Origin of the sequence: Longispora fulva, from assembly GCF_015751905.1 — a bacterium.
In the GTDB taxonomy this organism is placed as follows: Bacteria; Actinomycetota; Actinomycetes; order Mycobacteriales; family Micromonosporaceae; genus Longispora; species Longispora fulva.
Window position 1 is genome coordinate 2,088,494 of record NZ_JADOUF010000001.1, and the last position, 19,599, is coordinate 2,108,092.

16 protein-coding genes and 11 tRNA genes are annotated in these 19,599 nt (G+C 71.9%); 8 read left to right on the plus strand and 19 right to left on the minus strand.

Going from position 1 to position 19,599, the window contains the following annotated elements:
* Positions 1 to 50: 50 nt before the first annotated feature.
* Positions 51 to 2,897, minus strand: coding sequence for an AfsR/SARP family transcriptional regulator (locus tag IW245_RS09230; protein WP_197002766.1), 2,847 nt, complete (start codon positions 2,895 to 2,897; stop codon positions 51 to 53).
* A gap of 122 nt (positions 2,898 to 3,019) precedes the next feature.
* Here IW245_RS09230 and IW245_RS09235 point away from each other — a divergent pair, with 122 nt between their 5' ends.
* Together IW245_RS09235 and IW245_RS41540 are read left to right on the plus strand one after the other, a co-directional pair.
* The gene (locus IW245_RS09235; protein ID WP_197002767.1) at positions 3,020 to 5,977 is read left to right on the plus strand and encodes an AfsR/SARP family transcriptional regulator; all 2,958 of its coding nucleotides are present in this window, start codon (positions 3,020 to 3,022) and stop codon (positions 5,975 to 5,977) included.
* 66 nt (positions 5,978 to 6,043) lie between these two features.
* Positions 6,044 to 6,172, plus strand: a complete 129-nt coding sequence (locus tag IW245_RS41540) for a hypothetical protein (protein WP_267919866.1) — start codon at positions 6,044 to 6,046, stop codon at positions 6,170 to 6,172.
* Between the two features lie 46 nt (positions 6,173 to 6,218).
* On the opposite strand, the gene IW245_RS09240 is transcribed toward IW245_RS41540, so the two are convergent.
* A complete protein-coding gene (locus IW245_RS09240; RefSeq protein ID WP_197002768.1) occupies positions 6,219 to 7,406 on the minus strand; it encodes an FAD-dependent monooxygenase in 1,188 nt (395 codons plus the stop codon).
* A 108-nt stretch (positions 7,407 to 7,514) separates the two neighbouring features.
* Between IW245_RS09240 and IW245_RS09245 the strand changes: the two genes are divergently transcribed.
* The 3 genes from IW245_RS09245 to IW245_RS09255 all read left to right on the plus strand — a co-directional run bounded on the left by IW245_RS09245 (position 7,515) and on the right by IW245_RS09255 (position 10,267).
* Positions 7,515 to 8,177, plus strand: a complete 663-nt coding sequence (locus IW245_RS09245) for a TetR/AcrR family transcriptional regulator (RefSeq protein WP_197002769.1) — start codon at positions 7,515 to 7,517, stop codon at positions 8,175 to 8,177.
* A gap of 81 nt (positions 8,178 to 8,258) precedes the next feature.
* Positions 8,259 to 9,155, plus strand: coding sequence for a class A beta-lactamase (gene bla, locus IW245_RS09250; RefSeq protein WP_231398721.1), 897 nt, complete (start codon positions 8,259 to 8,261; stop codon positions 9,153 to 9,155).
* 59 nt (positions 9,156 to 9,214) lie between these two features.
* Entirely contained in the window at positions 9,215 to 10,267 is a 1,053-nt protein-coding gene (locus IW245_RS09255; protein ID WP_231398722.1) for a serine hydrolase domain-containing protein, read from the plus strand.
* 114 nt (positions 10,268 to 10,381) lie between these two features.
* Here IW245_RS09255 and IW245_RS09260 read toward each other — a convergent pair.
* From IW245_RS09260 to IW245_RS09310, 11 genes are all read right to left on the minus strand, one after another.
* Positions 10,382 to 10,458, minus strand: a tRNA-Arg gene (locus IW245_RS09260).
* 44 nt (positions 10,459 to 10,502) lie between these two features.
* Positions 10,503 to 10,574 (minus strand) — tRNA-Ile (locus IW245_RS09265).
* A gap of 3 nt (positions 10,575 to 10,577) precedes the next feature.
* Positions 10,578 to 10,667: transfer RNA gene (locus IW245_RS09270), tRNA-Ser, on the minus strand.
* Between the two features lies 1 nt (position 10,668).
* A tRNA-Asp gene (locus IW245_RS09275) sits at positions 10,669 to 10,744 on the minus strand.
* 101 nt (positions 10,745 to 10,845) lie between these two features.
* Positions 10,846 to 10,916, minus strand: a tRNA-Gln gene (locus tag IW245_RS09280).
* A gap of 123 nt (positions 10,917 to 11,039) precedes the next feature.
* Positions 11,040 to 11,113: transfer RNA gene (locus IW245_RS09285), tRNA-Gly, on the minus strand.
* Position 11,114: 1 nt separating this feature from the next.
* A tRNA-Thr gene (locus tag IW245_RS09290) sits at positions 11,115 to 11,186 on the minus strand.
* A 4-nt stretch (positions 11,187 to 11,190) separates the two neighbouring features.
* A tRNA-Leu gene (locus IW245_RS09295) sits at positions 11,191 to 11,263 on the minus strand.
* A gap of 12 nt (positions 11,264 to 11,275) precedes the next feature.
* Positions 11,276 to 11,347: transfer RNA gene (locus IW245_RS09300), tRNA-Ala, on the minus strand.
* 4 nt (positions 11,348 to 11,351) lie between these two features.
* A tRNA-Pro gene (locus tag IW245_RS09305) sits at positions 11,352 to 11,424 on the minus strand.
* Between the two features lie 135 nt (positions 11,425 to 11,559).
* Positions 11,560 to 11,632 (minus strand) — tRNA-Trp (locus IW245_RS09310).
* A 1,164-nt stretch (positions 11,633 to 12,796) separates the two neighbouring features.
* Between IW245_RS09310 and IW245_RS09315 the strand changes: the two genes are divergently transcribed.
* Both IW245_RS09315 and IW245_RS09320 read left to right on the plus strand, forming a co-directional pair.
* Positions 12,797 to 13,459, plus strand: a complete 663-nt coding sequence (locus IW245_RS09315; RefSeq protein ID WP_197002771.1) for an SIMPL domain-containing protein — start codon at positions 12,797 to 12,799, stop codon at positions 13,457 to 13,459.
* Between the two features lie 159 nt (positions 13,460 to 13,618).
* Positions 13,619 to 14,767, plus strand: a complete 1,149-nt coding sequence (locus IW245_RS09320; RefSeq protein WP_197002772.1) for an RCC1 domain-containing protein — start codon at positions 13,619 to 13,621, stop codon at positions 14,765 to 14,767.
* A 145-nt stretch (positions 14,768 to 14,912) separates the two neighbouring features.
* On the opposite strand, the gene IW245_RS09325 is transcribed toward IW245_RS09320, so the two are convergent.
* The 4 genes from IW245_RS09325 to IW245_RS09340 all read right to left on the minus strand — a co-directional run bounded on the left by IW245_RS09325 (position 14,913) and on the right by IW245_RS09340 (position 18,123).
* The gene (locus IW245_RS09325) at positions 14,913 to 15,698 is read right to left on the minus strand and encodes an ATP-grasp domain-containing protein (protein ID WP_233472427.1); all 786 of its coding nucleotides are present in this window, start codon (positions 15,696 to 15,698) and stop codon (positions 14,913 to 14,915) included.
* A gap of 35 nt (positions 15,699 to 15,733) precedes the next feature.
* A complete protein-coding gene (locus IW245_RS40450) occupies positions 15,734 to 16,687 on the minus strand; it encodes a GNAT family N-acetyltransferase (RefSeq protein ID WP_231398725.1) in 954 nt (317 codons plus the stop codon).
* 191 nt (positions 16,688 to 16,878) lie between these two features.
* The gene (locus IW245_RS09335; protein ID WP_197002773.1) at positions 16,879 to 17,565 is read right to left on the minus strand and encodes a hypothetical protein; all 687 of its coding nucleotides are present in this window, start codon (positions 17,563 to 17,565) and stop codon (positions 16,879 to 16,881) included.
* Positions 17,566 to 17,646: 81 nt separating this feature from the next.
* Positions 17,647 to 18,123 (minus strand): GNAT family N-acetyltransferase, encoded by a 477-nt coding sequence (locus IW245_RS09340; RefSeq protein WP_197002774.1) that lies wholly within the window; start codon positions 18,121 to 18,123, stop codon positions 17,647 to 17,649.
* Between the two features lie 206 nt (positions 18,124 to 18,329).
* On the opposite strand from IW245_RS09340, the gene IW245_RS09345 reads away from it, so the two are divergent.
* The gene (locus tag IW245_RS09345) at positions 18,330 to 18,575 is read left to right on the plus strand and encodes a hypothetical protein (RefSeq protein ID WP_197002775.1); all 246 of its coding nucleotides are present in this window, start codon (positions 18,330 to 18,332) and stop codon (positions 18,573 to 18,575) included.
* 71 nt (positions 18,576 to 18,646) lie between these two features.
* Here the strand turns inward: IW245_RS09345 and IW245_RS09350 are convergent, their stop codons facing one another.
* Positions 18,647 to 18,907 (minus strand): DUF6289 family protein, encoded by a 261-nt coding sequence (locus IW245_RS09350; RefSeq protein WP_197002776.1) that lies wholly within the window; start codon positions 18,905 to 18,907, stop codon positions 18,647 to 18,649.
* A gap of 108 nt (positions 18,908 to 19,015) precedes the next feature.
* Positions 19,016 to 19,513 carry a hypothetical protein gene (locus IW245_RS09355; protein WP_197002777.1) on the minus strand — a complete coding sequence of 166 codons (498 nt, stop codon included), beginning with the start codon at positions 19,511 to 19,513 and terminating at the stop codon, positions 19,016 to 19,018.
* Positions 19,514 to 19,599 lie beyond the last annotated feature (86 nt).

Below are 19,599 nucleotides of genomic sequence, written 5' to 3' on the forward strand. Positions count from 1 at the left end.
GTGGCGGCCCGGCACGATTCGACCGGCCCGACCTGAACGTCCTCGACCGGTCAGGACCGGGTCGGACCGACCGCGGACCGCAGCGCCCTGGGCTCGGCGGCGTCCGGTGAGCCGAGCGCCGTGAGCACCTCCTCGGCCTCCCGCCACGCCGCGCCGGCCCCGGCAGGGTCCCCGGTGCCGGCCAGGCCCCGGCCGAGGGCGGTCAGCGCCAGACCGAGGGAGTAGTCGTGGGCCAGCTCGCGGGCCCCGCCGACTGCCTGCCGGGCCGAGTCCACCGCCCCGGCCGGGTCCCCGGCGTCCACCTGGGACCCGGCGAGCCGGGCCAGGGTCAGCGCGACCCACAGCGGCTGCCGCATGTCCCGGAACACCATCAGGCACTCCTGGTGGCTGGCCACCGCGTCGGTGTACCGGCCGAGGTCGCGCTGCACGATGCCCTGCTGGTACAGGGCGTGCGCGCGTTCGCCGGCGCTGCCTACCTGGCCGAGGAACCGAACAGCGTCGCCGACCGCGAGCAGCGCCTCCTCGCCCCGGCCCAGGCGGACGAGGTCCCGGGACATATTCGCCAGCAACTGCGCCTCGCGGGTACTGCCCGCCGCGTGCTCCCGCAGCAACGCCAGCGCCTGCTCGCCGAACGCGACCGCCTCGGCTGTCCTGCCGGCCTGACTGGTCAGTGACGCCAGGTTCATCAGGCTGTCCAGCTCGGTGTAGGTGTCCGCGCAGTCCCTGGCGCAGACCAGCGCGGCGGTCAGCTCCAGCTCGGCCTCGGCAAACCGGTGCCGGAAGTACATCCGGTTGCCGATGATCTGCCGGGCCCGGCCCTCGACCACCGGTAGGCCGGCGCGTCGCCCGGCGTCGCGCAACCGTTCGGCGGCCTGGGTGAACTGCCGCCAGTGCGCCGCGGAGTCCAGCACCGCGCGCATGCTCAGCAGCAGCTCCGTCGCGGTGGTCAGGACGGCCTCGTCGCCGGAGGCCGCCTGCCGGACGACCGCGAACAGCGCGTCGGCCTCCGCGTCGGTCCACCGATGCCCCTCGGCGCCCGAGTCGAACCCGAGCCCACCCTCCCCGACCGGCGGCGCGGACTGCTGGACCCGGCCCGGCGGCACCGACGCGCCGATCACGTTGTGCAATGTCGCGTGGTAGAAGGCCACCAGCCGGGCGAGCGCGTCCGGCTCGCCGGCCAGCCGGCGGGCGAAGGCCCGGACCAGGTCGTGGAAGTGGTACCGGCCGGCCGAGGTCACCTGGAGCAGGTGCAGGTCGACCAGCGACTCGCACATCCCCTCGGCGGCGTACCGGTCGGCGTCGAGCACCGCCGCCGCAGCCGGGGTGGACAGGCTCGGCGCGTCCGGCACCGCGAGGAGCCGCACCGCGCGGGCCTGGCCCGGTGCGAGCTGCCGGTAGCCAAGCTGGAACACCGACTCCACGGCAAGGTCGCCGACCCGCAGCTCGTCCAGGCGGTGCCGCTCGTTCGACAGCCGTTCCACCATCGACGCCACGGTCCACGCCGGACGGGCCGCGAGCCGGGCCCCGACGATCCGGACCGCCAGCGGCAGGTAGCCGCACGCCCCGACCAGGTCGTGCGCGGCGGCCCGTTCGGCGGCCACCCGGTCGGCCCCGGCGACCCGGGCCAGCAGGGTACGGGCCTCGTCCGGGTCGAGGACGTCCAGGTCTGCCACGTGCGCACCGGCCAGGTCGGTGAGCCGGCGTCGGCTGGTGACCAGGACGGCGCACCCGGCGGTACCGGGCAGTAGCGGCCGGACGTGGGCGGCGTCGCGGGCATCGTCGAGCAGCACGAGGACCCGCCGGCCGGCGAGGGCGGTGCGGTACGCGGCGGCCCGGGCCTCGAGCCCCTCGGGCACCGGCGCGCCGAGCGCGGCGAGGAACCCGCCGAGCACCTGTTCCTGGTCGGCCGGATCGGAGCCGCCGCGCAGGTCCGCGTACAGCTGGCCGTCGCCGAACCCGGCCCGGACCGCGTGCGCCACGTGCACCGCGAGCGCCGACTTGCCCACTCCGGCCATCCCGGCGACCGCCGCGACCGGTACGGACGGCCCGGTGGCGGTGAGCGCACCGCGCAGTGCGGCGACGTGCCCGGACCGGCCGGTGAAGTCGGGCACGTCGGCGGGCAACTGTGCCGGCCCGGTCGCCGGAACCGATGGTGTAGGCGCCAGCTCCGGGTCGGCGGCGAGGATCCGCCGGTGCAGGGCGGCCAACTCGGGCATCGGGTCGACGCCGAGCTCCTCGGCGAGCTGGCCGCGCAGGTTGTCGAAGACGGCGAGTGCCTCGGCCTGCCGACCGGACCGGTACAGGGCGAGCATGGCCAGGCCGTGGAAGCGTTCCCGCAGCGGATGCTCGGCGAGCAGCACGGTCAGCTCGGCGGTCGCCTCGGCGTGCCGGCCCAGCGCCAGGTCCAGGTCCAGCCGGGCCTCCAGCACGGTCAGCCGACGCTCGGTGAGCCGGGCGCGCTGCGCGTCGGCGTACGGGCCGGGTACGTCGACCAGCGCCCCGCCCCGCCACAGGTCGAGGGCTGCGGCGTACAGGTCCCGGGCCGCCCGGGGCTCGCGGGATTCTTCGGCGCGGCGCACCAGGTCCTCGAAGTCGGCCACGTCGACGTCGCCGTGCACGGCGTATCCGTCGCCGACCGACACGAGCACCTGGGACTGGCGGGCGCCCCGGTCGGGTTCCAGCGCCTGGCGGAGCCGGAACACCTGGGTCCGCACGGCGGCGACCGCGTTGGCCGGCGGGTCCTCGCCCCAGACCGCGTCGATCAGCGCCGCCAGTGGCACCGGCCGGCCGGCGCGCAGCAGCAGCGCGGCGAGCACCGCGCGACGTTGCCGTGGACCGAGGTCCACCGGTCGGTCGTCCCGCCAGGCCCGGATCTCGCCCAGAACGGCGAACCGCACGCGCACACCTCCCCCTTGTGGCTTGCGGAGGAGAGTGTAACTGTACGTGGAGTTTTCTATTCCGGCCGCCACCGTCCGTAGCCGTTTATCCGCAGTTGATCCGGACGGGTCAGGGTTCCGGCATGACGGACGAACTGCGCTTCGAGCTGCTCGGACCGGTCCGCGCCTGGCGGGGGGCCATCGAGCTGGCCGTGGGTGGCCCGCAGCAACGCGCCGTGCTGGCCGTCCTGCTGCTCCGCCGTGGCCGCCTGGCCACGGTGGAGGAACTGGTCGACGCGGTGTGGGAGACCGACCCACCGTCCCGGGCCGTCGGCGTGCTGCGCACGTACGTGTCGCGGTTGCGGACCGTGCTCGGCCCGGACACGTTTCGCCCGACGGCCGGCGGCTACCTCCTCGACGTCCCGGCCGGCCGGATCGACGCGGAACTGTTCGCCGACCGGCTCGCCACCGCCCGGCGCTCCGCCGACCCGGCGACCGCCGCCGAGTTGGCGCACCGGGCGCTGGCGCTGTGGCAGGGCGAGCCGCTGGCCGGCGTGCCGGGACCGTACGCCGCCGCCCAGCGCGACCGGCTGGCGGAGGAGCGGCTGGCGGCGGTGGAGTACCGGATCGAGGCGGAACTGCTGCTCGGCCGGCACGCCCGACTGGTCGGCGAGTTGGCTGAGCTGACCGCCCGGCACCCGTTGCGCGAGGGGCTGCGGGCCAGCCAGATGCTCGCCCTCTACCGCAGCGGCCGGCAGGGCGAGGCGCTGCGCGCCTACGCCGACACCCAGGACCTGCTGGTCGAGGAGCTGGGCGCGGACCCCGGACCAGCGTTGCGCGAGGTGCACCGGCAGATCCTCACCGGCACGGTACCCACGCCGCGCGGCCCCGAAGCGGCGGCACCGGCCCAGCTGCCCGCCGACGTGCCCGACTTCACCGGCCGGGCGGCCGAGACCCAGCAGGCGGGCCGGGTACTGGCGGCCGCCGGGTCCGGGCCGATGCGCCTGGTCACGGTGTCCGGGCCCGGCGGCGCGGGCAAGACCACCTTCGCGTTGCACCTGGCGCACCGGACCCGGGCCGAGTTTCCCGACGGCCAGCTCTACGTCGACCTGCGCGGGGTCGGGCACCCGGCTCGCGAGACGCAAGCGGTACTGGCCGGGTTCCTGGCCGCGCTCGGCGTACCGGTCGACCGGTTGCCCGACGACCCGGCCGAGCGGGCCGCTCTCTACCGGTCCACGGTGGCCGACCGGCGGATCCTGATCGTGCTGGACAACGCCCGCGACGCGGCCCAGGTCCGGCCGCTGCTGCCGGGCACCGCCGGCTGCGCGGTCCTGGTGACAGGCCGGGCCCGGCTCGTCGAGCTGCACGCCAGCCACGCGGTGCACCTGGAGGCCCTGTCCGACCGCGACGCCCTCGACCTGCTCGGCCGGATCGTCGGCCGGGACCGCACCGCGGCCGAACCCGGGGCCGCCGCCGACCTGGTCCGGCTCTGCGACCGGCTGCCGCTGGCGGTCCGGATCGTCGGCGCCCGGCTCGCCGCCCGGCCCGGGTGGCCGATCGCGACCGTCGCCGCCCGGCTCGCCGACGAGCGGCACCGCTTGGACGAGCTGCGCGCCGGCGACCTGGCGGTGGAGGCGACAATCCTGCTCGGCTATGCCCCGCTGGAGCCGGACGTGGCCCGGGCGGTGCGGCTGCTGGCCCTGCCGGACGCCGGTTCGCTGTCGGTCCGTGCGGCGGCGGTGCTGCTCGGCGTGCCCGAACCGGCGGCGGGGGCCACACTGGAGCGGCTGGTGGACCTGAGCCTGCTGTGTTCCGGGGCTCCGGGCCGCTACCACTATCACGACCTGGTCCGGGTGGTCGCGCGCAAACTGGCCGCCGACGCCGAACCGGCCGACGTGCGGTCCGGTGCGCTGCTGGCGCTCCTCGACGACCAGCTTGCCGCGGTGAAGAACCTGCTCCGTGTCTCGGTACCCGGCAGCGGCCCGCTGGTCGAACAGCTCGCCCCGACCCGGTCCCGCGGCCCGGTGCTCGCCGACCGGGCCGCGGCCCGGGCCTGGCTCGCCGCCGAGCACTCCGTGCTGCTGGCGACCGTCAGCCAGGTCGCCGCCTGGCCCGAGCCGCCGGTCGGCCCCGCCGCCGACGTGCTGTTCGGGCTACGCGACACGCTGGACTGGGACCACCGCTGGGCGGAGGCCACCCACGCGGTGCGGGCCGTCGCGGCGGCGGCCGCCCGGGTCGGCGACGCGCGGGCCGAGGGGCGTGCCCTGGGCCTGACCTGCACCCTGCTCCAGGCCCGGGGCCTGCCGGCCGACGCGGAGGCCGAGCTGCCGAAGGCCCGGCGGCGCGCGCTCGCGGCCGGCGACCCGCTGAACGTGGCCCACATCGGCCGGCTAGCCGGCAGCCTGGCGATGTCCATGGGCCGACCGCAACAGGCCGCGGCGCTGTGGGCCGAGGCCATGGCGGCGTTCGAGGAGGCCTGCGACCGGGGGTGCGTCGCGACGGTGCTCGCCAACAGGGCCGCCGCGCTCGCCGGTCTGGGCCGGTTCGACGACGCTCTCGACGCGGGAGAGCGGGCCCGGGCGGTGCACCGGGAACTCGGCTCCGCCGAGGGCGAGGGGCACGCCCTGCACAACCTGGGCTGGATCGCCCGCCGGGCCGGCCGGCCCGACCACGCCGTCGAGTACCACCGGGCCAGCCTGGCAATCTTCCGCGCGGAGAGATACCAGGGCCGGGGCATGGGCTGGATGCTGCTGCGGCTCGGTGAGGCCGAACTCGACGCCGGCCGGCCGGTGGACGCGACGGCCTCGGCCACCGAGTCCGTCGCGCTGCTGCGGACACTCGGCGACCGGGTCGGGCTGGGCCAGGCCCTGGGGGTACTGGGCCGGGCCCTGGCCGCCACCGGTGACCGGGCGGCGGCCGTGAACTGCTGGCGGGAGGGCCATACGGCTCTGGCCCTGGCCGGCAGCCCGCTCGCGGCCGACCTCGCCGAACTCGCCCGGCCGGCCGCCGGGGTCGACGCAGGGCCGGCCGCTCCCCTACCTGACCGGTCCCCCGGTGGCGGGCCACCGCGCGGTCCCGCCGAGCTGGCCGCCGCGCGTTGATCTGCCGTTTATCGGACGGTGCGAGGCTGCGCGGGTCGCATCGAGCCGAGCATGAGGGAGCAGCAGATGAGCACACCGGAACCCGGGCACGTCGAGGACGTCGACCCCGTCGAGGAGCAGGCCGGGCATCCCGAGGTACGTCCCCCGGGGCCGCGGGACGAGCCGGAGCCGCTCGGCCTGGACGACCACTGGTGACCGGACGGCCGCTGCCTCGACCGCCCAGCGGGTGCCGCCGTCTCGGTTAGAGCGCGGCCGCCTGGCTGACGGGGGTGTGCGATCCTCGGGACCGCCGCCCCAACCACTGGCCGGCGGCCGCGAGTGGCCACAGGCGGGTGGCGAGGTTGCGGGCCGTGATTCCCCGTGCGGTGGCGGGTACGAGCATGGTGGCGGCCTGGCCGGCGTTGCCCTGTTTGGGTTCGACGAGTGCCCGGTGCTCGGATTCGTACCGGCGGAAGGCCGCACGGTGGTCATCGGGGTGGGCCGCCAGGGCACCGGCGAGTGTCGCCGCGCCCGCCATGGCCAGGCTGGAGCCGTCTCCGAAGAGGGACACGCAGGACGCGGCGTCGCCCAGGAGCGCGACACGGCCGTGTGACCACCGGGGTAGGCGTACCTGGCTGACGGCGTCGAAGTAGAGGTCGGGGGCGGCACGCACCTGTTCGAGCAGTTCGGGCACCCGCCAGGCATCACCGGCGAACGCTTCGATCAGTAGGCGTTTGTGCTGTCCGGTGTCGCGGTGGTGGAAACCGGCGATGGCCGGGCCGCGGAACATGAAGGCGGCGAGCGGCCGGTCGCGTCCCGGGTGGACGGAGACAGCCCGACCGGGCGTGTTGTACATCAGTACGTCGTGGACGTGCTCGACCGGGTCGTCGAGCGTCACCGTGGCGACGTACAGGCCCATGTGGTGGACGTAGTCGGATTCCGGCCCGAAGGCCAGCAGCCGGGTGGCCGAGTGCAGTCCGTCCGCGCCGATCACGAGATCGAAGCTGCGCGGCGCGGACCTGTCGAAGGTCACGTGCACGGCTCCGGTGTCCTGGGTCATCGCGACGATGGAGTCGGAGAACACGAACTCGGCGTCGTCGCGGCCGGCCTGGTGCAGGATGGCCGCGAGGTCACCGCGCGGCAGCTCGACCTCACGGCTGCCCGCCGCCCGCCGCAGGGCGTTCATGTTGATCCTCCCGACGCGCCGGCCCCGTCCGTCGACGAAGTCCAGGTTCGCCACCCGGGTACCGGCCTCGCGCAGCCGCGCCATGACCCCCATCCCCTCAGCCACCTGCACCGCCGGTCCGCGAACGTCCACCGGGCTGCCGCTGGAGCGGAGGCCGTCGGCGCGTTCCACGACCGTGGGATGGAATCCGTGCCTGGCCAGCCAGTACGCGAGGGTGGGTCCGGCGATGCCGGCTCCGGAGATCAGAACGGTGCGTTGGTTCATGGGGTACTCCGCTTCACGGGGTCTCACGTTCAGACACTCCGACATTATTGCACTCAGTGCATTTCTGCAATGAGTGCCGATCAGCGCTCAACGCAGTAAGCTGTCGGCATGACGCACCCGACCCTGCGCGACCGCAAGAAGGAACGGACCCGCCAGGCGCTCATCGACGCGGCCACGGACCTGTTCGAAAGCCGCGGCTACGACGAGACGACCGTGGCCGACATCTCCGCGGCGGCCGACATCGGCACGCGCACGTTCTTCAGCTACTTCGCCACCAAGGAGGAGCTGCTGTTCCCGCGAAGCGACGCCCGGATCCAGGCGGCGGTCGACACGATCGCCGACCGACAGCCCGGCGACCGTCCCGCCGACCTGCTCCTCCGCGCGCTGCACGCGGTCGGCGACGCCGACAATGACATGGTCAGCCGGCTCGCGACCCTGCGGACGCGGCTCGTGCGGACCATCCCGGCAGTCCAGGGGCACGCGCTGCGCATGCAGCTCGACGCGCAACGCCAGATCGCGCGGCACCTGCACGCCGCGTACCCCGACGAACTCACCCCGGTTGCCGCAGCGGCCCTCGTCGGCGCGTTCGTCGGCGCCATCACCGGTGCGCTGCAGGTCCTCCTGGACGACGCCGGCGACGAACAACCCGACCCCGACGACCTCCGCGACCAACTGCGCGCGGCCACCGAGTCCGCCCTCCGCCCCTGGCTGAGGGAGCAGCCACTTCCCGAAAGCCGGCCTACCAGCCGGCCCCGGGGCCGCGCTTCCTGATCACCGGCCCGACGCGGTCGCCTGAGGGGTGGGTGGCCCGTGCTCGCGCGAAAAAGCATACTTTCACTTCGGAGGAACATCATGCCTACTCGCCGCACGATTCTGACCGCCGTCGCCGCAACCGCAACCGGCGTACTGGTCACCGGTGGAACCTCCGCCCACGCCGGTCCCTCCAACGCGGCTGTGAGGAGCCGACTCCAGCACTTGGAGCGCATTCACGGCGCCCGGATCGGCGCCTTCGGGCACAATCTGACGACCGGTGCGACAGTGGCACACCGCGCTGACGAGGTGTTCCCGATGTGCTCGGTGTTCAAGACCCTCGCCGTCGCGGCGGTGCTGTGTACCCTCGGATCCGGCGACCAGGCCCTCTCCCGCCGCGTCACCTACACCCAGGCGGACATCGACACAGCGGGGTACTCGCCCATCACCGCCGCCCCGGACACCCTGGCAGCCGGCATGACGATCGGCGAGCTGTGCGGGGCGGCCCTCAGCCACAGCGACAACACCGCCGCCAATCTCCTGCTGGCCGAGGTCGGCGGACCGGCGGCGGTCACCGGGCTGTGTCGCGCCCTCGGTGACGCGGTGACCCGGCTGGACCGCCGCGAACCCGACCTCAACTCCGCCGAACCGTGGCGACGGGAGGACACCACCAGCCCCCGCGCCATCGCCGCGACCTACCGGCGGCTGGTCCTGGGCGACGCGCTCGATCTCGCGGGCCGGACCCGGCTGAGCACCTGGCTGCGCCGGAACACCACCAACCGCGAAACCTTCCGCGCCGGGCTGCCCGCCGACTGGATCCTCGCCGACAAGACCGGCTCCGGCGGCTACGGCACCCGCAACGACGTGGGCATCGTCTGGACATCGACGGGTACGCCGATCGCGCTCGCCGTGTTCACCACCCACGCCGACGCCGATGCGCAGCCAGACAACGCTCTCGTGGCCGCCACCGCCGCGCACCTGGCGGCCACGCTCGCGTAGAGGACGGGCCGGCCGGAAACCGGTGGTTCCAGGACGTGGCCTGCGCCTATGCTCGCCCCATGTCGTGGACGGTGCCACAGCTCGCCAAGGCGGTCGAGGCCGCCGCGGCCGACGTGGGGTTCTCCGGGGTGGTCCGGGTCGACCGGGACGGCGAACTCGACTATGAAGCCGCGTTCGGGCTCGCCCACCGCGGACACGAGGTGCCCAACACGGTAGACACCCGTTTCGCCGTGGCCAGCGGCGCCAAAGGCTTCACCGCGCTGGCCGTGGTGCGCCTTATCGAACAGGGCCGACTCGCGCCGGACACCACAGCCCGTTCCGTGCTCGGCACCGACCTGCCTCTCATCGCCGCAGATGTCACCGTGGAGCACCTGCTCGCACACCGCTCCGGGATCGGCGACTACCTCGACGAGGACACCCTCGACGACATCGCCGACTACGTGCTGAAGGTTCCGGTGCACCGGCTGGCCGAGACCGAGGAGTTCCTCGCCGAGCTGGACGGCCATCCGACCAAGTTCCCCGCCGGAACCGGCTTCGCCTACTGCAACAGCGGCTACGTCCTGCTGGCCCTGATCGCCGAGCGGGTCACCGGCACCGGCTACCACCAGCTCGTCGACGAACTGGTCTGCCGACCCGCCGGTCTGGCCGACACGGCGTTCCTCCGCTGCGACCAGCTACCCGCCCGCACCGCCACCGGCTACCTGATCCGAGACGGGCAATGGCGCAGCAACGTCCTGCACCTCCCCGTGCGCGGCAACGGCGACGGCGGCATCCACACCACCGCCGCCGACATGAGCACATTCTGGCGGGCCTTCCTCGCCGGCCGGATCGTCGGCCAGGACTGGGTGGCCGAGATGACCCGACCGCACAGCTCCGTCCCGACCGAAAAGGCCCGGTACGGGCTGGGATTCTGGCTCGACGAGACGGGCCCGCAGGTGAGGCTGGCCGGCTACGACGCCGGAGTCTCCTTCACCAGCACACACGATCCGAGTACCGACCTGACCTGGTCGGTACTCGGCAACACCGACGACGGAGCCTGGCCGGTGGCACGCGCCATCCGTTCCCTACTGGTCGCGGGCCCCGGTGACGATCCGGGCGAGCTCCCGTTATGAGCGGGTGCCGAGTCCCAACGCTCGCCCGCGAAGGCGCGAACCCACAACGGATGGCATCGAGACCCGGCTCGGCTCGAACCGGACAACACCGCCGGCCATCGGGCGCCAGCGGCGTGGTCCCCCACCCGGGACTCGAACCCGGAACCGTCGCCTTAGAAGGGCGCCGCTCTCGTCCATTGAGCTAGCGGGGGGATGTGGTACTCCGCGCAGGGATCGACCCCTGCGCCGTGCCGAGTCCCACCGCCAGGAGTCGAGCCTGGATCTCCGCCATATCAGGGCGGCGCCGTTACCCTTGGGCCACGGTGGGGAATGGAGGGGACGGGATTCGAACCCGCGGACGACCCTTCGGCCGTCTCGCCCTTAGCAGGAGCGCGCCTTCGACCAACTCGGCCACCCCTCCGCGCCCCAGACCGGATTCGAACCGGCGACTCCCCGCTCGACAGGCGGGTGCTCTGAACCAGGCTGAGCTACCAGGGCAATTCTCGTGCTGTGGACCGACGGAGTGTCGAACTCCGCCCGCGCTTCTTGCAAGGAAGCGCTGTACACCGGTACCCGGCCCATGTGTTCGTGCGTGCCGGCTCCCGATCAAGGATTCGAACCTCGACTACCCGGGTCAGAGCCGGGCGTCCTACCGTTAGACGAATCGGGAAGGGAACGGCTGGCGGGCGTGATGGGCCCGCCAGCCGTTCAGCGCGCGATGAGCGCCCCTTCGTCGCCTCCGGCGTCACGAGCGGGGCCATCCGCGCCTCGACCGGAGTACGGTCGGTCCTGGTGGAGCTGCCGCCGGGAGTCGAACCCGGGTCTCCGCGCTGGCAACGCGGCGCACTTCCGTTGTGCTACAGCGGCGTGGAGCCTTCGGCGGGAGTCGAACCCGCGCGGGCCGTCATACCAAGACGGCCTCCACCCCGGTGGCGAAGGCGTAGTACCCCGGGCGGGAGTCGAACCCGCAGATTCCCGTTTTGAGCGGGACGCCTCTGCCGATTGGGCCACCGGGGCGTGGCACTCCTGTGGACCAGCAGGGAATTGAACCCTGAGCCTCCCGCAAGCCAAGCGGGTGCGCTTCCGTTGCGCCACTGGCCCGTTGTCTGGGACCACGGAGTCGAACCGCGTGTCTCCCGGTTCCAAACCGGGCGGATTAACCGTCTTCCTCGTCCCAGAGGTGATGCCCGGCCCGCCGCTCCGCGTCAGGTTCCCGGGACTCTCCGGTACCCGAATTGGGCGCCGGTTTTCATGCCATCCGTTGTGGAGTTCTCAAGTGACAATCGCTCGAATTCGTTATTCGGGCAGGGTCGCACGGGCGGTAGGAATTGAACCCACAACCGCCGGGTTTGGAATCCGGTGCTCTATCCGTTGAGCTACACCCGCAAGTTTCGTGCGCCTCGGAGGTACGAAAAAACCGCCCCCCGGGACCGGGTGGGCGGCTGGTGCGCTGTCCGCGCTAGCCGGGCCACCTGCCCAGAATGTGCTGCTCACTGCCCCGATCCTCGGGTCGCCCGGCCGCAGGCATCGAGACGTTGCCGAGCGCGGCGAACCGCTTCGGGCTAGTCATCGTGTGCCACAACATCGGGTGCTCCTCGCTCGAGGTGTTCTTGCCTACGTGAAGACAGTACGGTGGCGCTTCCAGGAGGTGCAAGCCAATTGAACGAAGAACATTCGACTGTTCCTCCATAAGGGAAATGACCTGCCCCTGGAACGAATAGTGGTGAGCCGCAATGTCCGCTCCGACATCCGCGCCGACGGTGCGTGCGGCCCGAGACGGATGACGCCGGGTTCCCCAACGCGGATGCCCGTCCCCGCCCTCCTCACCCAAGACATCGGATGAGGCGAGTGGTCAATGTGCCACTCTGAGTGATATAGACCATTAACATCCGGTTGATTTTCGCCGATTTCCTTGTGATGCTTGTTCAGTCATCGGATCTCTTAACGGAGGAGTCATGGGACCCAGAAACTCCCCACAGGCCCAGAGCGCCCAGAGGCTCGCAACCAGGAGACTCTCATGGGAGGTTTGATCGGGTTCGGCGGCACCGGCGACGCCACGGCGACCCCGTTGACCACTCCCCGGGACCCCGGGCTGGATCCGGACGCGCTGAAGAGCAACGATCCCTGGCGCGGCAGCTCGCCGTTCACTCTGGCCTCAGCGCCACCCATCTGGAGTCACGCGTCGTCAGCTCCCGGTGACGTCGTTGCGACGACAGCGAGTTGACGTTCGCGGCCGCCTCGGCGGTCCCGGGCAACGCACCTCGGTCGAGCCCGTCAGAGCCGGCGTGTGAGCTGGTAGATATTCGCGACGTACGCCGCGGCCATCCCCACCGATCGATACAGGTGGTACGCCCCGGTCGGATTGGAGGTGTCCACCCCGAGTCCCACGGCCGTCCGGCCCCGCGCCGCGTGCCGTCCGGTGGCAGTCGGTTGTACCCCCAGGAGGTCCGCGAACGGATCGCCGCAGCGCACGCGACCGCCGAGATCGACTTCCGATCCGAGTGAGGACGGACCAGCCCAGCCACTGTGGACGGCGGGTTATGCTGCGGCATGATCGAGACCGTGATGCTGACCGTCCGTGGCGAGGCCGAGCTGGAGTCCGAGCCGGACCTGGCCACCGTCACGCTGACCGTCGTCGCCCATGACCGGGACCGGCCGGACACCACGGCCCGGCTGGACGCCGCCGTCGCCGCGATCGGTGCGGTGCTCGACAGGTACCCGGAAACGGTTGAGGCCCGGGAGACCGGGTCCGTCAGCGTGCTGCCGGAGCGGGAGAAGAAGCGGTCCGGGTTCTCCGCCTCCGCCCGGGTCATCCTGTCGGTCGTGGACTTCACGGTGCTCGGCCAGTTGGTGCTGCACGCCACAGAGCAGGAAGGCGTCGCCGTGGGCGACGTGCGCTGGACCCTGCGACCGGACAGTCCGGTGTACGCGCAAGCCCGCCGGGCGGCGCTCGCCGACGCGGCAGCCAGGGCGAAGGACTACGCCGAGGTGCTCAGCGCCCGGATCGTCCGGCTGGTCGAGGTCTCCGACGAGGGGCTTCTGACCGGTCTGGCGTGGCAGGGCTCCCGGGTCGAGGGGGTGGCTTACGGCGTGTCCGGATCGCGGAGCTTCGCCGGGGTCGGGTACGGCCGCGACGTCGAGTCGGGGCTGGAGCCACGGCGGCAGCGGGTCCGCGCCGTGGTGGAGGCCCGGTACGCGTTGGAACAGCCCTGAACACTATGGCCACAGCTCGAGCCAAATTTGGCGTTTCTCCATCATGGGTCTCGGTAATGATTACCATTCACATACAAATCATTACTTAGGGTGATGCTGGTCTGCGTCACGGGAGACTCGCACGCCCTCGTACGAGAGGCAGCTCCCATGGATTCGCACGTGCATCGACGTCCCCTGCTCACAGGTCTGGTGGCGCTCGTGGCCACGATAGGCACCCTGGCGTTCTCTGCCACCGCGGCCACCGCGCAGGAGGGCCGCGTCAAGGCGTGGGGCAACAACGCCAACCTGCAACTGGGCGACACCAGCGGCACGGCCTCCCGCCTGACCCCGGCCACCGTGGCGGGGCTCACCGGCGGGGACGTTTCCGCCGTCGCCGCCGGCTTCTACCACTCGCTGGCGCTGCTCACCAACGGCACCGTCGAGGCCTGGGGGCGCAACGCCGAGGGCCAGCTCGGCAACGGCGCGTCGGCCGCCTACTCCGTGCCCGGCACGGTGCAGTACCTCACGGACGTGGTCGCGGTGGCCGCCGGGGTGCAGCACAGCCTCGCCCTGCTGTCCGACGGCACCGTACGGTCGTGGGGCTACAACGGGTTCGGCCAGCTCGGCGACAACACCACGGCCAACCGGTACAACCCGGTGACCGTCGCGGGGCTCACCAATGTCGTGGCCATCGCCGCCGGCAACCACCACAGCCTGGCGCTGCTCGCCGACGGTACCGTCAAAGCCTGGGGTTACAACGCCAACGGGCAGCTCGGCGACGGCAGCGTCACCAACCGGTCCACGCCCGTGACCGTCACCGGCCTCACCAACATCCGGGGCATCGCCGGCGGCGGCAGCCACAGCCTCGCCCGGCTCGGGGACGGCACCGTGCGGTCCTGGGGCTACAACGGCAACGGCGAACTCGGCGACAACACCACCACCCAGCGCCTCACGCCGGTCCCGGTCGACGGCGTCACCAATGTCCGTGACATCGTCGCCGGGTCCAACCACAGTCTCGCCCTGCTGGGCGACGGCACGGTCAAGACGTGGGGCTACAACGCCTACGGCCAGCTCGGCGACGGCACCACGACCAACCGTCCCACCGCCATCTTCCTCGACACCGCCGCCAACGTCCGCTCGATCGCGGCGGGCAGCCACCACAGTCTGATTCTGACCCGCGACGGTCGGGTGCGCAGCGTCGGGTACAACGCCTCGGGCCAGCTCGGCGACGGCTCCACGACCAACCGGTCCGTGGTCACCGGTCCCCTGACGGTGCTCAGCAGCGTCTCGTTCATCGCCGCCGGCGGAGAGTTCAGCGTCGCCGGCTGAGCCCACCGCTACCCCGGCGTCGGGGTGACATCCGCGTGAGGTGCGCGGTTGTCGCCCCGACGCGTCAGCGGTAGGCGCGCCTCTGCCGGATCCTGGCGACAGCGACACGTCCCACCACGGCGACCGGACTCGGACCGGCTTGGGCTCAGGTCCGCACGAAGCACTGATCGGTGTGCGCGAGTCGTTCCGTGGGGCCGGCCGCGCGGAGGGCGACGTCGAGCACCCGGTCGATGTCGGCGGCGTACGCGTGGCTGAACCAGGCCATGTTCGCCTCCACCACCGCCCAGTGCGGCGCGCGTTCTCCTTCCGCGGCCAGCAGTCCGACGTCCACGACGACCGCGCTCGGCAGGGTGTCGCCGTGACGGTCCAGGAGCATGCCCGCGAAGTCCTCGACGTCCGCGCGTCGCGAGCTGTGCGACAGCGGAACGGGGTCCAGCTGCCCGAAGGTCAGGTACCGACTCGCGGTGTGCACCCGGCCGTCGAGCACGAACAGCCGGTACTCCACGACGAACCTGACCACTTCGCTGACCAGCACGACGGTGTCAGGATCCCCGGCGGGCAGGTGGGAGCCGTCCGGATAGACCCTGGCGGACAGGCCCTTCTCCCTGGGCTCCTTCACGAACGCCGGACCGACCAGCCGCCGGGCCTCGCCCAGGGTCGCGGTGCGGACCCGCCTCCCTCGAACGGCATCCGGGAGGTCGGCCAGCCACGAGTCCACCGGCTCCATCGGCGCGACCCCGATCTCCTCGGCCACCGCGGCTGCCAACCGGGGACCGGCGTAGAGATGCGCGGAGCCGGTGCCCCGCAGCTCATCGGGGACGGATCGTCCGGCGAGCCGGGACACGGTCATGCCCCGCGCCGCGGCGGCGTCGGCGAGCAACTCGCCGGTGCTGTTGGCTACGGCGGGGAGGACGAACAGGTCGGCGTTCACACGTCGATCATCCTCGCGGAGGCCAGGGGTTTTCCTCAGCCTGTGGTCGCGGACTTGATGAGCGGTACGTCCCGGGACAATTCCCGGAACCCGAGGCCGAGGTACAGCCGCTGTGTCCCGGCGTGCTCCGGCGTGCCGGTGCAGACGACCGTCGCGTGGGTGGCCCCGGCCGCCCGGGCCAGACGCATCCCGTGCAGCATCATCGCCCTTGCCAGCCCGCGCCGCCGGTAGTCCGGGTGCGTTCCGACCGGCTCGAACTCGACCGACTTGTTCACCTCGTCGAACCACATGATCGTCGAGCACGCCATGGTTCCGTCCGGTGCCTGCACCAGGATGTGCAGGTCGCCGCGATAGGCGGCCGTCTGTCGGACAGCCTCGTAGCTCTCGACCGTGTAGGAGGAGGGCGCCCAGGCGTCCACGTGGGCCCGGACGGCAGCCTGCGGCCCGGCCTCGTCGGCGGTGCGGAACCGGAATCCGTCCGGCAGCACCGGCTGGTCCACGTCGGTGAGGTCGCGCTCGTTGAGCTGGGTCCAGTCGCCGTCGTCGCCGAGCGCCTCCGTGTCGGCCTCATAGCCGTGCGCCGCCCACCGCGTCAGGGCGAACTCCTCGGCGTCCGTCAGGCAGACCGTGCGTTCGAGGCCGGCGGCCACACCGTCGTACCAGTCGATCACCTCGTCGATCAGTTCGGTGCGGTCAGGGTGGACCTGATAGGTCAGATTCGCGCCGGTGACCTGCCGCACCGATCCGTCACTACGCCGCACCTGGCGCGGGAGGAAGGCCCACGCCCACGCCACCAGTTCGTCACCGGAGAACCACAGGCGACGCGGCCAGGTCGCGCCGTAGAGAGTGCTCCCCTGGCCCCAGATCCAGGCCAGCTCCCCGTAGGAAGCACCTGCGCCGACCAGGTCCGGGCGGGTGGCGGTGACGCGCTGCGCCAGAACCTGCATCAGCGGTACGTCCGCGGCGGTCATGAGCTCGAAGTCGGTCATGGTGCGTCACTGTGTCAGGACCCGGCACCGCCGTCGAACCGTTTTCCGAACCGCCGGTCGCGGCTCGCCGGGTGCCCGCCGCGAGCACGACACCCTGCGGCTCGCCTCGTCGCTGGCATGCTGCCCGATCTCGATACCGCCGTCGAGCCTTTCCGGTCGTTCGCCGCCACGCTCACCGGAGTCGGCTGCCGTCAGCGCAGCAGGTCCAGTTCGGGTCCCCACGAGTCGAGCACATCGCCGTAGCCCTTGGCGCGGACCACCTTCTCCAGATCGCCGTACAGCGCCGAGGGCTGCTCCGTCAGGCCGGCGATCACGCGGTCGGCGGTCCAAGGTGCGGGCAAGGGGTAGGTCTCCAGCTCCCAGCGCAGGTACTTGTTGTACGGGCGCACGCGGCCGTAGAGGGCGAAGAGTGTCCAGCCGAACCAGGACGCCGCTTCGATCTCCTCGAGCCGCGCCAGGTCGGGCCGGCCGTCGCGGCGGCTCTTGGCGGCGCGGTAGATGAAGTTGACATAGCCGTCGAGCTCTTCACGCACCCAGGCGTCGGTCTCCGCCGGCGTCAACGTCGCCTGGGCCGTCACCTGCTCGGCGACCCGGCCGTCGAGGCGGTCCAGGAGCACCCGGGCGCCCCGGTAGGCGTAGCGGCCCCACCGGTCGGACACGTCGGCCAGGTCCGCCAGCGACGTCGGGATGGTGTCGAGTTCCGGGGTGCGGGTGGTGTTGGTCCAGGCGCCGCCGTACTCGGCGACGACCACGATCACGTCGGTGTCGGAGTGCCCGGTCGCCATGCCGTCCCGCGCCCGGGAGCCGGTCAGGACGATGCCGAGGACGTCCGGGTCGGCCTCGGCGCGGGCCAGGAGCTCGGCGTAGGGGTCGCTCACCCGCTCAGTATCGATCGCTCCGCAATCAAATTTCGGCACACGGGAGGCGAACCCTATGGATCACACGAGGCTCCGTTGTGGCTAGCCGAGGCGTAGGACGGTCTCCTCGATCTCGGCGTCGCGCGCCGACGCGTAGGAGATCTCGGTGCCGATGGCCACGAACCCGGCCTTGTGCAGCACCCTCAGCGATCCCCCGTTGTCGCTGGCCGCGCGGGCGTACACAGGTCGGGCCACGACCAGGTCGAGGAGCAGCGCCAGGGCTCGGGTGGCGATTCCCCGCCCCCAGACCGAACGGTCGATCCAGTACGTCAGCTCCAGGTCGCCGTCCATGACGAAGCTGGCGATGCTGCCGACGAGGTCCCCGTCGCGGGTCACCGCACGCATGGTGACGTCGGGAGAGTTCCTCACCTTGGCCATGTGCACGTCGAACGCCTGACGGTCGTCAGGATCCTTGGCCGTGAACGCGGCCATCTGGACCGACTCACTGTCGCGCATCAGGTCGAACAACACATCCAGATCGGCGTCGACGACCAGCCTCAGCGCCACTTCTTCCGCCACGGGTCGTCTCCTCACACTGTCCCGCCCTGCCAACGCCGAGAACGTACCAGCGCCATCCGACACTTCCGCCCGCCATGAAACGCGCACGGAATCCAGGTCTACTTCGCCGACGTCGCCCGGGCCGCGGAGGCGGGCGGCAACGCGAGTCCGAGCGCAGGGCCCAGGGCCACGTTGCTAAAGTGCATGCTCGATAACTGGGGGTAATAGTGCGGATTCGTTTCACCGCCGACGGACCGGAACCGCTGTCGGTGACGTTCGAGCCGTCGGGGATGGAGTACGAGATCGCCTCCGGTGCGTACGTCGACGTCGAGTGGCCCGCCGGGGACAGTACGGTCAACGGACTCAGCGCCGAGGTCGAACATTCCTCGTACGGCCTGCGGATCGTCAACCACAGTGACGCGATCGCCAGAGCTTGGGACTCGCACGGCGAGGAGCTCATGATCCTGGGCTGACGGCCGACGACGCGCCGGGCACCACCCCGCCAGGGTGGCGTCCGGCGCGCTCGCGTGACAGCCCCGAAGGGCTACTGGCCGCCGCCGGGCGTGCAGGTGATGATCCGGTAGGTCGAGTACCGGGTGTGGGTGCCCCAGTCGAAAGGCTCACCGCAGGAGCCGTAGGACCAGCCTCCGACGACGGTGGTCTTCGCCGCCGTGGAGTAGTAGGTGAAGGTGACGCTCTGGTTCGGGCCGGCCGGCGGGATTGCGTTGGCCGGCGCCGGGGTGACGGCGAGGACGAGGGCCGAGGCGGCGCCCGCGATCAGCAGGCGGCGGGAGAGGCGGGTCATCGCGCGACCGTAGCATTCACGCTAGTCGATGTCCAAGGGTTGCCGGGATAGGCCTGCATGCCCGGGCTACCGATGTCCCACGAGCGCATGGCGGGGGCGAGCGTGGGATCAGTAGCCCGGATGGCCGCCGGCCGCCAGCCGGGCCACGGCTTCGGCCGGCGTGTCGTCGTAGCCGGGTCTAGCCAACAGGACGGATTGAAAGTAGTACCCCTGGGTCTCCTCGGGGTTGCCATCCGCGGCGAAGGGCCTCCACAGCGCGACGTACACCTCGCGCGCGGCGTAGCCGTCCTCGTCCGCGGCGAGTTCCACACGGCCCTCAAACTGCCGTACGACCTCCCGGGCCGGCAGACCGAACACGTCAACGCCCAGGAATCGCACCACATCGGCGTTCGAGCGCGGTCGCCAGACCTCGATCGCGTTGACCCGATCCCGGGTCGGCCCGACCCCGAACCCCACACTGAAACCCAGCTCGCTGGGACGGGTCGCGGTCAGCCCGACCCGCTGATCCAGCGTCGCCATCGACACCAGTGCGACTCGGGCCTCCTCGACGGTCATGCCCCATCGGATCGGGCCGACGCCGCACTGTGGGTCAAGTACGAACTCCATCCGACGATCATGACATCCGACCGACGCCGCCGCTCCGCGCCACCGAGTTCGTGCACCACATCACCCAACCGCATGCCGCTCGCCGG

Excerpts from the sequence above, each read along its gene's own strand:
- IW245_RS09235 (WP_197002767.1), top strand. The coding sequence starts at position 3,020 with ATGACGGACGAACTGCGCTTCGAGCTGCTCGGACCGGTCCGCGCCTGG.
- IW245_RS41540 (WP_267919866.1), top strand. The coding sequence starts at position 6,044 with ATGAGCACACCGGAACCCGGGCACGTCGAGGACGTCGACCCCGTCGAG.
- IW245_RS09240 (WP_197002768.1), bottom strand. The coding sequence starts at position 7,406 with ATGAACCAACGCACCGTTCTGATCTCCGGAGCCGGCATCGCCGGACCC.
- IW245_RS09245 (WP_197002769.1), top strand. The coding sequence starts at position 7,515 with ATGACGCACCCGACCCTGCGCGACCGCAAGAAGGAACGGACCCGCCAG.
- bla (WP_231398721.1), top strand. The coding sequence starts at position 8,259 with ATGCCTACTCGCCGCACGATTCTGACCGCCGTCGCCGCAACCGCAACC.
- IW245_RS09255 (WP_231398722.1), top strand. The coding sequence starts at position 9,215 with ATGTCGTGGACGGTGCCACAGCTCGCCAAGGCGGTCGAGGCCGCCGCG.
- IW245_RS09315 (WP_197002771.1), top strand. The coding sequence starts at position 12,797 with ATGATCGAGACCGTGATGCTGACCGTCCGTGGCGAGGCCGAGCTGGAG.
- IW245_RS40450 (WP_231398725.1), bottom strand. The coding sequence starts at position 16,687 with ATGACCGACTTCGAGCTCATGACCGCCGCGGACGTACCGCTGATGCAG.
- IW245_RS09350 (WP_197002776.1), bottom strand. The coding sequence starts at position 18,907 with ATGACCCGCCTCTCCCGCCGCCTGCTGATCGCGGGCGCCGCCTCGGCC.
- IW245_RS09355 (WP_197002777.1), bottom strand. The coding sequence starts at position 19,513 with ATGGAGTTCGTACTTGACCCACAGTGCGGCGTCGGCCCGATCCGATGG.